Here is a 12,902-nt window from a genome sequence, read left to right as displayed (position 1 = left end):
CGCGTCCGAACTGGCCTTCCATCCAGACCCGAGCGGGCACGAGTGCCGGAGCGCAGCTGTGCGGTATGCCCCGAGGGTGAGCCCGACACATAAGGAGTGCGCGGTGACACCGGAGAAGACGAATCTCGACGAACGCCCCAAGGAACGCGGCGAGCGCGCCGGCCGGCGGCACGGCGAGCTGGGCAGCCTCGACGTGTGGGCCCGCTCCGCCCCCATCCGCCTCGCGGGCTACGAGGAAGACCTCGCCGAACCCCACATCCTGCCCAGCGTGGACTGACCGCCGGGCCGGAACCCGCTGGTCACCGCAGGTATGGGCGTGACAGGCTCACGCCCATACCGATCCGGGAGGCCCTCCTGGCCGCAGGAGCCGGCCCCGGCCGCACCCCGTACGGCTCGGTCAGACCCCGTCCGCCGCGTCAGGCAGCGGTGCCGTCCGGGCCCACGGGCGCAGTGTCTCCAGTTCCTCCGCCAGTGCCAGCAGATCCGCCTCCCGGCCCGGCCGCGCCACGAGCTGGACGGCGCACGGGGCGCCCGAGGGCAGGGTGCCGAAGGGGACCGACATCGCCGGCCAGCCGGTCAGGTTCCACGGCGGGGTAAACGGCGAGTAGGCGGTGTTCGCCAGGATGTTGCGCAGCCAGCCGCGCTCGTGCCAGGGAGCGGCCTCGGGGGAGCGACGGGCGAGCGCCGGGGTCAGCAGCACGTCGTGCTCGGTGAGGAACGGGGTCAGCCGGGCGCGCAGGCGTTCACGCTGGTCCCCGGAGCGGACCGACCGGACGAAGCGGCGGCCCACGGCCGCGTGCACCCGGGTCCGCCGGGCCAGCAGCGCCGGGTCCAGGCCCTCCGCGTCCACCGCCGTACCCGCCGTCCAGTGCCGCAGCGAGGTCACGCCGAGGGAGAGCGGATAGGGCGGCTCCGCGCGCCGGACCCGGTGGCCCGCCCCGGCCAGCGCCCCGGCCGCCTCCCGGACCGCGGCCGCGTACGGCCTGCTCACGCTCACCCCGGCGAGCGGGCTGCGCAGGGCCACGGCGATCCTGAGCGGCTTCTGCTCCGCGCGCCCCGGGAACCCGGTGTCCGCGAGGACCGCCAGCATCAGCCGCAGGTCCCCGACCGTGGTGGCCAGCGGGCCGTTCTCCGACATGCCGAACCAGTCGCCGTTGCCGATCCCGGCCGGCACCACCCCGTGCCCCGCCTTCAGCGTGACCAGCCCGCAGTTGGCCGCCGGGATGCGCAGCGACCCCATGCCGTCGTTGCCCAGCGCCAGCGGCACCAGGCCCGCGGCCACCGCCGCCGCGCTGCCGCCGGAGGAGCCGCCCGCCGTGCGGGCCGGGTCCCAGGGGTTGCGGGCGGTGCCGTGGACGCCCTCCGTGGTGCCGAAGACGCAGAGCTCGGGCACGTTGGTCAGGCCCACGACCACGGCGCCGGCCGCCCGCAGCCGGGCCACCGTCACATGGTCCTCGGCGGCCGGTTCGTCCGGCGTCGCGGCGGAGCCGTTGCGGTGCGACTCGCCGCGCACCGCCAGGTTGTCCTTCACCGCTACCGGCACCCCGGCGAGCGGCAGCCCGGCCAGGTCGGCCCGCGCCCCCACCTCGTCCGCCTCCGCGAGCGCCGCCTCGGCCCGCACGGCGCGGAAGGCCCCGATCCGGCCGTCGAGGCGCTCGATCCGCGCGAGGTGCTCCGCCACCACCTGTCGCGGCGTGACGTCCTTCTCGCGTACGGCCGCGGCGATGTCGGCGGCGGTCCGGCCGGCCCAGCTGGTCACGGGCACTCCCTGGCTACTCGTCGGTATGAATCAGGCGCGCAGGGAGAACTGTGCACGCTCGGACGCGGCACGTCGAGAGGCCGGAAGGAGCCGGCGCCCCGGCCGTCGGCGGCGCCGACTCGTGCGGTCCGGGGCGAGCGGGCCGACCGGGCCGTCCTCGCCCGCGTCCCTCGCCGCCACCGCGCCCGAAGCACCAGCGGCAGCCGCCGCCCCCTGATTCCGCCTCGCCGCCTCAAGTCGTCCGTGCGGTCGGCGAGTCGGGGCGGGAGGCGGACGCCGCCCCCGTACTGCCGCGCCCGGTGAGCCGGGGCACCGGCACACCCACCGAGCGCGTCGGCTCACCGTCCAGCAGCGCCATCAGCTCCCGCGCCGCGGTCCGGCCGAACTCGGCGCTGTCGCGGGACAGGGCGGACAGCCGCGGCGTGACCATGCGGCACAGGGCCGAGTCCTCCCACGACACCACCGACACGTCCCGCGGGACACGGAAGCCGAGTTCGGCCGCCGCGGCCAGACCCGCAACGGCCATCACGTCGTTGTCGTAGATCAGCGCGGTCGGGGGAGGCGAGCCGCCGAGGACCCGGCGGGTCACCGCGGCGCCCTCCGTGTCGGAGTAGTCGGTGGTCACCGAGCGGACCCCGGTGAGGCCACGGCGCTCCGCCTCAGCGCGCAGGGTCGCGATCCGGCGCTGAGTGTGCGCCAGGCCGGGCAGCCCCGCGATGTGCACGATCCGGCGGTGCCCCAGCGCCGCCAACTCGTCCACCACCGACGCCATCGCGCCGGCGTCGTCCGCCCAGACCGTGGACAGGCCGGGATGCCGGACGTCGGGCGCGCCGCCGATGACCACGGCGGGCAGGCCGAGTTCGTCCAGCAGGCCGGGGCGCGGGTCCTCGGCCCGCGGGTCGACGACCAGGACGCCGTCCACCCGGTGCTCCGCCCACCAGCGCCGGTACACCGCGCACTCGTCGGTCACGTCCGGCGCCACCTGGAAGAGCAGGCCCAGGTGGCGCTCGGCCAGCACCTCCTGGATGCCGGAGACGAGGTGCAGGAAGAAGGAGTCGACGCCCAGCGTGTCGGCGGGCCGGGCCAGCACGAAACCGACCGTGGCCGCCCCCTCCCCGGAGAGGGCGCGGGCCGCCGTGCTGGGACGCCAGCCCAGTTGCTCGGCGACCCGGCGGACCCGGGCGCGGGTGGTCTCCGAGACCCCGGGGCGGCCGTTGAGGGCGAAGGAGACCGCGCTCTCGGAGACTCCGGCGCGGCGCGCGATGTCCTTCATCGTCGGCCGGCGCGCGGGTGATCGCTTCTCCGGCAACGCTGTGCCCCTTCCCTCGACGGCCCGGTACCGGCCAACTGCTAATGCGCTTGAGTCCACTTACCCTAAAGCGCATTAGTGATCGGCGGCAATGGGTGGCAAGCGCCTTTCTGAGCAGGGGTTTTGAGTCACTAATGACTTTAGCGGAGTCGAATCCATTGACGCGTCCCGCAAACGCTGGGCACAGTCTGGCCCGGCACCTTCTGCCACATCCCCCCTGCAAAGGAGCCCAGTCGCCGTGCGCATCTCCCGCAGAACCTTCGCCACCGCCGCCGTAGCCCTCCTCCTGCCGCTGAGCGCCTGCGGCTCGGGCGGGGACGAGGGCGGCTCGACCGACGCCTCGGGCAAGGTGGAGGGCGACATCACCTTCCAGACCTGGAACCTGCGCGCCAACTTCAAGCCGTACTTCGAGGGCCTGATCGCGGACTTCGAGAAGCAGCACCCCGGCACCCGTGTGAAGTGGATCGACCAGCCCGCCGAGGGCTACGCCGACAAGATCAGCGCCGACGCCGCCGGCGGCACCCTGCCCGACGTCGTCAACGTCTCCCCGGACCTGGTCGCCCCGCTCGCCAAGGCCGGTCTCGCCCTCGATCTGGACAAGTCCGCGGGCACGTACAGGTCCGAGTACCTGCCCGGGGCCTGGGCCGGCCACCGGGTGCCGGGGCTCGACGGAACGTACGCCTTCCCCTGGTACCTGAACACCGGGCCGCTCTTCTACAACAAAGCCCTGTTCGAGAAGGCCGGACTCGACCCCAGCGCACCGCCGAAGACGTACGACGACCTCTTCACCGACGCCCGGCGGATCGCCGAGAAGACCGGCGGCAAGGTCGCCACGCTCGCCAACGTGCCCACCATCGAGGACTTCGGCCGGTACGGCGTGCCGCTGATGAACAAGGAGGGGACCGGCTTCGCCTTCGACGACGCCAAGGGGGTCGAACTCCTCACCGAGTACAAGCGGCTCTACGACGCCAAGGCGCTCGACCCGCAGGCGCTGACCGCCACCCCGGAGTCCTCCGGGAAGAAGTTCCTCACCCAGGCCGTCGCCATGAACCCCGGCAGCGCCCTGGACCTCGGCAACTTCAAGAAGCAGGCGCCCGGCCTCTACAAGAACATCGGGATCACCGACCAGATCACCAGTACCGGGCACGCCAACATGTACGTGATGGGCGTGATGGTCAACTCCCGTACGAAGCACACCCCGGCCGCGGTCGCCTTCGCGCACTTCGTCACCGACGCGCGCAACCAGATGTCCTTCGCCAAGAAGGGCGCCATCTTCCCGAGCACCGCCGGCTCCCTCGACGACCCGTACTTCAGCAAGGAGGACGGCACCGACGAGACGCGGGTACGCGTCGCCGCGGCCAAGTCGCTGAAAACGGCCGTCAACTACACGCCGGTGCTGTTCAGCGAGCAGATGAAGACCGCGCTGCGCAACGAGGTAGCCAAGGCGCTCCAGGGCAAGGAGAGTCCCGCGACGGCTCTCGACAACGCTGTCAAGGCCTGCGACCGGCTCCTGAAGCAGCAGGGCTGAGCAGCATGGCCACGCCTTCCACCACCTCCCGGATACGGCGGCAACTGCCCAGCAGCCCCTGGCTGTTCGCCGCCCCCGGGCTGCTGATCGCCGGCGCCTTCGTGCTCTACCCCTTCGTGTCGACCGTCGTGAACTCCTTCACCGACCGCCGCACCCTGATCCCGGGGCGCTTCGTGGGCCTCGCCAACTTCCGCGAGCTCCTCCACGACGACATGTTCTGGACCGGCCTGCGCAACAGCTTCCTGTACATCGCCGGTGTCGTACCCGCGCTGGTGATCCTGCCGCTGCTGCTCGCGCTGCTGGTGCGGCGCGACATCCCCGGCATCACCTTCTTCCGGTCCGCCTTCTACACCCCGGTGGTCGCCTCCATCGTGGTCGTCGGCCTGATCTGGGTGTGGCTGCTGGACGAGCGCGGCCTGGTCAACTCCCTGCTGGAGGCGGTCGGCATCGGGCGGGTCGGCTTCCTCAGCGACCAGTGGCTGCTCCTGCTCAGCGCCATGGCGGTGACGGTGTGGAAGGGGATGGGCTACTACATGATCATCTATCTGGCGGCGCTCGCCAATGTCCCGCGCGAACTGCACGAGGCCGCCGCCGTGGACGGCGCGGGAGCGGTCCGCCGCTTCTTCGCGGTCACGGTGCCCGCCGTGCGATCCACCATGGTGCTGGTCGCCGCGCTCTCCTCGGTCGCCGCGTTCAAGGTGTTCTCCGAGGTGTACCTGATGGCCGGCCCCAGCGGCGGCCCGGCCGGCGAGGACACCACCCTCGTCATGCTCGTCCAGCGCACCGGCACGGGGCTGACCGGACGCGTCGGCTACGCCTCCGCCCTCTCCGTCGTGGTGTTCGCCGTCACCGTCGCGCTGATGCTCCTCGTGCTGCGCGCCGACCGGAGGGAGGAGACATGAGCGTCCTGGAGAAGGCGGCGCGCACGCACCGCACACCCGGCCCGGCCCGCCCGGCCGTCACCCGGGCCCCCCGGGTCACCGACGAACACGGCCGCCGGGTCCGGCCCGCCGAGCTGGTCCTGCGCTACGTGCTGCTGCTCGCCGTCCTCGCCCTCACCGTCGGCCCCTTCCTGTGGCAGCTCTCCACGTCCCTCAAGGGCCCCACCGAGGACATCTTCGGCTCACCGCCGCGGTTCCTGCCCCGCCATCCCACCCTGCACAACTACACGCGGGTCGCGCACACCATCCCCGTCTGGGACTACGCCCTCAACTCGCTCAAGGTCGCCGCCACGAGCGTCGTGACCAACTGCGCGGGGTCGGCACTCGCCGGATACGCCCTGGCCCGCCTGCGCTACCGCGGCCGCAAAGCGGCGACCCTGGCCTTCGTGCTGGCGATGCTGGTCCCCGTGGAGGGCATCATCATCGCCCAGTTCACCACCATGCGGGAACTCGGCCTGAACAACACGCTCATCGGCGTCGTGCTGCCCGGTTCCGTCGCGGCGATGAACGTGCTGCTGATGCGCAACGCCTTCCGCAACCTGCCGTACGAGATCGAGGAGGCCGCCTACGTCGACGGCGCCGACGTCTGGCAGCGGTTCTGGCGCGTCGCGCTGCCGGCGGTGAAGGGCACCCTCGCCGTCGTCGCGATCTTCGCCTTCATGGGCGCCTGGGACGACTTCCTGTGGCCGCTCGTCGTGCTCAGCGACCCCGACAGGTTCACCCTGACCATCGGCCTCAACTACCTGCACGGCACCTTCGCGAACGACGAACGGCTGGTCGCCGCCGGCACCGTCATCGCCGTGGCCCCGCTCATCGCCCTCTTCGCCTGCCTGCAGCGGTACTTCTTCCGCGGGGTCGGCGAGGGAGCCGTCAAGGGCTGACCACACCGCCACCGAAGGCCCGCCGCGCCCGTACTCCACCGCAAGGACACCGTATGCCCCCTGCCGTGCGCTTCGGCGTCAACTACACCCCGAGCCAAGGGTGGTTCCACCACTGGCTCGACTTCGACCTGGACACCGTGCGCGCCGACCTGGACGCGATCGCGGACCTCGGCCTCGACCACATCCGCGTCTTCCCGCTGTGGCCCTACTTCCAGCCCAACCGCACCCTGATCCGCCCCCGCGCCGTGGCGCAACTGGTGGCGCTCGCCGACGCCGCCGCCGAACGCGGCCTGGACGTCAACGTGGACGGCCTTCAGGGCCACTTGAGCAGCTTCGACTTCCTGCCCGCCTGGACTCGCACCTGGCACCGGCGCAACCTCTTCACCGACCCGGACGTGGTCGACGGCCAGGCCGAATACCTGCGCACCCTCGCCACCGCACTGGCCGGCCGGCCCAACTTCATCGGCATGACCATCGGCAACGAGGTCAACCAGTTCGCCGCCGGACCCCACCCCGACCCCGACCGGATCACGGCGCGGGAGGCCGAACGGTGGCTGAGCACGCTGCTCGCCGCCTGCGCCGACGGCGCCCCGGACCGGCTCCATCTGCACGCCTCCTACGACGCCGCCTGGTACCAGGACGACCAGCCCTTCACGCCCGGGCACTCGGCCCGGCTCGGCGCCGTCACCGCCGTCCACTCCTGGGTGTTCAACGGCACCGCGCAGCGCCACGGCCGCACCTCCGTACCCGCCGAGCACCACGCCGCCTACCTGGTCGAGCTGAGCAAGGCCTGGGCGGAGGAGCCGCACCGGCCGGTCTGGCTGCAGGAGGTCGGGGCACCGGCGCCCCTGGTGGCCGCCGAGCACGCCGCCGCCTTCGCCGAGGCCACCGTGACCGGCGCGCTGGACTGCCCGGACCTTTGGGGCATCACCTGGTGGTGCTCGTACGACGTCTCGCGTGACCTCGCCGACTTCCCCGAACTCGAATACGGACTCGGCCTGTTCACCAACGACCGCAGACCCAAGGACATCGCCCGCGTGCTGGCCGCGGCCGCCCGCGGGCCCCGCACCCGCCCGGCGGTGCGCACCACGGCCCTCGTCGTACCCGCCGACCCGGGCCGCCGCTCCCGATGCGCCCCCGGCGGGCCCGTCTTCGAGGCCTTCTTCCGGCTCGTCGCCGACGGCGCCCGCCCGACCACCGTCCTCGACACCCGCGCCGACGACAAGGAACACCTCGCCGCGCGCGGCATCACCGAAGTCGTCACTCCCGACCAGGTACTCCCCACCCCACAAGGAGACGCTTGCTCGTGAACCCCACCAGACGCACCGTCCTGATCGCCGGCGCCGCCGCGGCCCTGCTCCCGGCCGCCCCCGCCCTGGCCGCCCCGGGAACCAGGGCCGCCACCGCGCCGTACGCCTCCTACTGGTACCCGGACTCCCTGCCCTCCGGCAGCCCGGGCAGCGGCGTCACCTGGCGCAGCCTGAAGGCCTGGCGTGCCGCCGACGACCCCGACCTCGCCTTCAACGCGGCGTCCGTGCCGCTCGCCGCCCGCTTCACGCCGACCCCGGCCAACACCACCGCCCGCTCCGGCCAGGCCCGCGTCCAGGCCCTGGTCTCCTTCGGGCCCACCTCCGCCAACCCCTCGCAGGGGTCGCCCACCGCCGACTACTACGCCCTCACCCACTGGGCCTACCTGGACGAGCTGGTGTTCTGGGGCGGCTCGGCGGGGGAGGGGCTGATCCTGGCGCCGAACGCGCCGGTCGTGGACGCCGCCCACCGGCACGGCGTACCCGTCCTCGGCAACGTCTTCCTGCCGCCCGCCGCCTACGGCGGGCAGCTCCGCTGGACCCGCGACCTGGTCCAGAAGGACGCCTCGGGGCGTCATCCGCTGGCGGCCCAACTCGTCGCGGTGGCAGCCGCGTACGGCTTCGACGGCTGGTTCCTGAACGCCGAGACGGGCGGCGGGGACAGCGCCCTCGGGACCGCGATGCTGGACTTCGTGACCGAGCTGAAGAGGCTCGCGGCGGCGAAGGGCCAGCGGGTGACATGGTACGACGCGATGACCGTGGACGGGGCGGTCAGCTGGCAGGGCGCGCTGAACGACCGGAACCAGGCCTTCTTCCGGGCCGCCGGTGACATGTTCGTCGACTTCCGGTGGAGCGCGGGCTCGCTGGCCGCCTCCGCCACCCGGGCCGGGCAGCTGGGTCGTGATCCGTACGAGCTGTGGGCCGGTGTCGACGTCGAGTCGAACGGGTCCGACTCGTCCGTGAACTGGGACGCGATCGTGCCGACGACGAAGGCGCACATCACCTCGATCGGCTTCTACCGGCCCGAGTGGACCCGCAACCACCTGCCCGCCGACCGGCGGGCCCCCGAGGACTTCCACGCGGCCGACGACCGCTTCTGGACCGGCCGGTCACTGGACCCCGCGCGGCCGGACGGCACCGATCCCTGGCGGGCACCGGCCGTGTCGGTGGCGGACCGGTCGACGGTGACCTCGGTGCCGTTCGCGAGCGTGTTCAACACCGGACACGGGCTGCGCTGGTACGAGGAGGGCGCCGTCACCTCGGACGCGCCGTGGAACCACCTCGGGCTGCAGGACCGGCTGCCGTCGCGGCGGTGGGTGGTGCGGACGGCGGGGCGGCGCCCGGACGTCTCCCTCGACTTCGGCGACGCGTGGCGGGGCGGCAGCAGCGTGCTGGTGGCGGGCGAGCTCGACGAGCCCGCGGTACTGGACCTGTACGCGACCCTGCTGCCGGTCACCGCCGGCACGGTTGTCGAGCTGACGCACCGGGCCGACGCTGGAGGTGTGAACGTCGAGCTGGCCGTCGCCACGGCGGAACCGGACGGCCCCGGTACGCCTCCGCCGTACACCTACCTGCCCGTGCGCCCGGTGAAGCCTGTGAACTGGGTCGACCGGGCTCATGCTGTCAACGCGGTCGATGAGGCCGGCACCTGGCAGACCTCGACGGTGCGGCTCACCGGGCTGTCCGGCACGGTCCACGCCCTCGGCGTGCGCCTGACCGCACCCGGCGGTGGCCCCGTGCGCTGGCGGCTCGGCCGCGTCGCCGTGCGCGACACCGCCGAGGCCCCCACAGCACCCACCGCCCTGCGGATCACCGCCGCCACCGGAGGCGACCTGCGCTTCGCCTGGAACACCGCGCCCCACGGGGCCCCGGTCCGCCACTACGAACTGCGCCGTCTCCTGCCCGACGGCACCCGCCGCTTCCTCGGCGGCACCTGCCAGCGCGCCCACTTCGCCACCGGTCTGCGACCCGAGCAGGGAGAGGCGGCCGCACGATTCGAACTGCGTGCCCTGGGGGAGCTGTACAACGCCTCGGCCCCCGTCACCGTCACCCACACCTGGTAGCCCGCCCGTGACCCGCACCCGGAACCCAGCAGGGAGCACCCCGCATGCATGACGACCGCAGCCTGGTCGAAGCCCGTCTCCGGCGCGTCCTCGACGAACGCGTCCGCCCCGCCGTGTACCCCGAGTCCGTGCCGCTGCGAGTCGCCGTCTGGCACGCGCCCGGCGAGCCCGTGCCGGTAGCGGACGGGCTCGCGGCCGAACCCGAGCCGATCGAGGTGGGCGCCCGGTGGGGCGCGCCCTGGGGCACCAGCTGGTTCCGGGTGACCGGGACCGTCCCCGAGGCCTGGGCGGGCCGGACCGTCGAGGCCCTGCTCGACCTCGGCTTCGACGAGAACATGCCCGGCTTCCAGTGCGAGGGCCTGGTCTACCGGCCCGACGGCACCCCGGTGAAGGGCCTCAACCCGCGCAACCAGTGGGTCAGGATCGGCGCCCCGGCGGAGGGCGGCGAGGAGGTGCGTCTGCACGTCGAGGCCGCCTCCAACCCGGTCATCCTCGACTACCGCCCCTTCCGGCCCACCCGGCTCGGCGACAGGGACACCGCCGGTCACGAGCCGCAGTACACGCTCACCCGCATGGACCTCGCCGTGTTCGACGAGACCGTGTGGCGGCTGGTGCAGGACCTGGAGGTGCTGGGCGAGCTGATGGCCGAGCTGCCGGCGGACTCGGCCCGGCGGCACGACATCCTGCGCGCCGTCGACGGGGCCCTGGACCTCGTCGACCTCCAGGACGTCAACGGCACCGCGGAGCGCGCGCGGGCCCGGCTCGCCGGCGTGCTGGCCGCCCCGGCCGTGCCCTCAGCCCACCGGATCAGCGCCGTCGGGCACGCGCACATCGACTCGGCGTGGCTGTGGCCGCTGCGGGAGACCGTGCGCAAGGTGGCCCGTACGACCGCCAACATGACCGCGCTGATCGAGGACGAGCCGGAGTTCGTCTTCGCCATGTCCCAGGCCCAGCAGTGGGCATGGGTGAAGGAGCACCGGCCCGAGGTGTGGGCGCGGGTGCGCAAGGCCGTGGCGGATGGGCGGTTCGTGCCGGCCGGCGGGATGTGGGTCGAGTCGGACACCAACATGCCCGGATCGGAGGCGATGGCCCGGCAGTTCGTGCACGGCAAGCGGTTCTTCCTCGACGAGTTCGGCATCGAGAACGAGGAGGCCTGGCTGCCCGACACCTTCGGCTTCGCCGCCGGGCTCCCGCAGATCATCCGGGCGGCCGGGTCCAAGTGGCTGCTGACCCAGAAGATCTCCTGGTCGCGGACGAACACGTTCCCGCACCACACCTTCCACTGGGAGGGCATCGACGGCACCCGGATCTTCACGCACTTCCCGCCGGTCGACACCTACAACTGCTCGATGCGGGGCGGCGAGATCGCCCACGCCGCACGCAACTTCAAGGAGAAGGGCAGGGCCCGGCACTCCCTGGCGCCCACCGGCTGGGGCGACGGAGGCGGCGGCACCACCCGCGAGATGGTCGCCAAGGCGGCCCGGCTGCGCGACCTGGAGGGCTCCGCGACCGTGGTCTGGGAGACGCCCCGGGCCTTCTTCGAGAAGGCCGAGGCCGAGTACCCCGAGGCGCCCGTCTGGGTGGGCGAGCTCTACCTCGAACTGCACCGCGCCACCCTCACCAGCCAGGCCATGACCAAACAGGGCAACCGCCGCAGCGAGCACCTGCTGCGCGAGGCCGAACTGTGGGCGGCCACCGCGGCGGTCCGCACCGGATTCCGCTACCCCTACGAAGAGCTGGACCGGATCTGGAAGACGGTGCTGCTGCACCAGTTCCACGACATCCTCCCCGGCTCGTCCATCGCCTGGGTGCACCGCGAGGCCCGGGCGACGTACGCGCGGGTGGCCGCCGAGCTGACCGGGATCGTCGAGGCCGCGCAGCGCGCGCTCGCGGGCGAGGGGACGACGCCCCTGGTGTTCAACGCCGCCCCGCACGCCCGCGCCGGCGTCCCGGCCGCGGGCGCGGCGGCCGCCCGGACGGACGGCGCCACGACGCTCGCTCCGCGCCCCGACGGCGGGCACGTCCTGGACAACGGCCTGCTGCGGATCGGGATCGACGCCCGCGGCCTGGTCGTCTCCGCGTACGACATCGCCGCCGACCGCGAGAGCGTCGCCCCCGGCCGCGCGGCGAACCTGCTCCAGCTGCACCCCGACTTCCCGAACATGTGGGACGCCTGGGACGTCGACGAGTTCTACCGGAACACGGTCACGGACCTCACGGACGCCGACTCGGTGACGGCGGGCGAGGACGGCGCCTCGGTGCGGGTCGTACGGTCCTTCGGGTCCTCGCGGGTCACACAGGTGCTGTCGCTGCCGCCGGGGGAGCGGCGGCTGCTGATCGACACCGAGGTCGACTGGCACGAGACGGAGAAGTTCCTGAAGCTGGCCTTCCCGCTCGACCTGCACGCCGAACGGTACGCGTCCGAGACGCAGTTCGGGCACGTCCACCGGCCCACGCACACCAACACCTCGTGGGAGGCGGCCAAGTTCGAGGCCTGCAACCACCGCTTCGTCCACCTGGAGGAACCCGGCTGGGGCGTGGCGCTGGTCAACGACTCCACGTACGGCCACGACGTGACCCGTACCGTCCGCACCGACGGCGACCGCGGTACGACGACCACGGTCCGCGCCTCCCTCCTGCGGGCCCCGCGCTTCCCCGACCCCGAGACCGACCAGGGCGTCCACCGCTTCCGGCACGCCCTGATCCCCGGCGCCGGGATCGCGGACGCGGTCCGCGAGGGCTGGCGGATCAACCTGCCGGAGCGGCGCGTCACCGGCGCCCACGAGGTCGCCCCGCTGGTCACGGTGGACGACGACGCGGTCGTCGTCACGGCCGTGAAGCTGGCCGACGACGGCAGCGGCGATGTCGTGGTCCGCTTCCACGAGGCCCACGGGGGCCGGGCCCGCGCCACCCTCACGGCCGGCTTCGAGATCACCGGAGTCACGGCGACGGACCTCCTGGAACGCCCGGCCGCCGGGAGTCCCGCTCCGGACCGGGACGGCGACCGGATCACCGTGCGGCTGCGGCCGTTCGAGCTGATGACGCTGCGGCTGAGCAGGCGCTGAGCAGGCGCTGAAGCAGGCGCTGACCGGGCGCCTCTGGCCACAGCGGCTC

The 12,902-nt window shown here is 73.1% G+C and carries 9 protein-coding genes; 7 read left to right on the top strand and 2 right to left on the bottom strand.

Translation table 11 applies throughout. The features are described 5' to 3' along the window. Positions 1-76 precede the first annotated feature (76 nt). Positions 77-277: a hypothetical protein gene (locus tag ABZ478_RS25305; protein WP_359552991.1), complete on the top strand. Its 201-nt coding sequence runs from the start codon at positions 77-79 to the stop codon at positions 275-277. 120 nt (positions 278-397) lie between these two features. Here ABZ478_RS25305 and ABZ478_RS25300 read toward each other — a convergent pair whose 3' ends face one another. Both ABZ478_RS25300 and ABZ478_RS25295 read right to left on the bottom strand, forming a co-directional pair. Beyond that, positions 398-1,759, bottom strand: coding sequence for an amidase (locus ABZ478_RS25300; protein ID WP_359552933.1), 1,362 nt, complete (start codon positions 1,757-1,759; stop codon positions 398-400). Positions 1,760-1,991: 232 nt separating this feature from the next. After that, positions 1,992-3,068, bottom strand: coding sequence for a LacI family DNA-binding transcriptional regulator (locus ABZ478_RS25295; protein WP_359552932.1), 1,077 nt, complete (start codon positions 3,066-3,068; stop codon positions 1,992-1,994). Between the two features lie 238 nt (positions 3,069-3,306). Between ABZ478_RS25295 and ABZ478_RS25290 the strand changes: the two genes are divergently transcribed. The 6 genes from ABZ478_RS25290 to ABZ478_RS25265 are packed head-to-tail and all read left to right on the top strand — an operon-like array spanning position 3,307 to position 12,853. After that, positions 3,307-4,596: an extracellular solute-binding protein gene (locus tag ABZ478_RS25290; protein ID WP_359552931.1), complete on the top strand. Its 1,290-nt coding sequence runs from the start codon at positions 3,307-3,309 to the stop codon at positions 4,594-4,596. Between the two features lie 5 nt (positions 4,597-4,601). Next, positions 4,602-5,498 (top strand): sugar ABC transporter permease, encoded by an 897-nt coding sequence (locus tag ABZ478_RS25285; RefSeq protein ID WP_359552930.1) that lies wholly within the window; start codon positions 4,602-4,604, stop codon positions 5,496-5,498. Beyond that, positions 5,495-6,418, top strand: coding sequence for a carbohydrate ABC transporter permease (locus tag ABZ478_RS25280; protein WP_359552929.1), 924 nt, complete (start codon positions 5,495-5,497; stop codon positions 6,416-6,418). Before ABZ478_RS25285 ends, ABZ478_RS25280 begins: the two co-directional genes overlap by 4 nt. Before the next feature lie 53 nt (positions 6,419-6,471). After that, on the top strand, positions 6,472-7,728 hold the full coding sequence (locus ABZ478_RS25275) for a glycosyl hydrolase (protein ID WP_359552928.1): 1,257 nt from the start codon (positions 6,472-6,474) through the stop codon (positions 7,726-7,728). Next, positions 7,725-9,788 carry an endo-beta-N-acetylglucosaminidase gene (locus tag ABZ478_RS25270; protein ID WP_359552927.1) on the top strand — a complete coding sequence of 688 codons (2,064 nt, stop codon included), beginning with the start codon at positions 7,725-7,727 and terminating at the stop codon, positions 9,786-9,788. Before ABZ478_RS25275 ends, ABZ478_RS25270 begins: the two co-directional genes overlap by 4 nt. 44 nt (positions 9,789-9,832) lie before the next feature. Beyond that, positions 9,833-12,853 (top strand): glycoside hydrolase family 38 C-terminal domain-containing protein, encoded by a 3,021-nt coding sequence (locus ABZ478_RS25265; RefSeq protein ID WP_359552926.1) that lies wholly within the window; start codon positions 9,833-9,835, stop codon positions 12,851-12,853. Positions 12,854-12,902 lie beyond the last annotated feature (49 nt).

The organism is Streptomyces sp. NPDC005706, assembly GCF_040631045.1.
GTDB lineage: Bacteria > Actinomycetota > Actinomycetes > Streptomycetales > Streptomycetaceae > Streptomyces.
The sequence above is the reverse complement of the archived record's forward strand: the minus strand, read 5'-3'. Positions and strand labels throughout refer to the sequence as shown.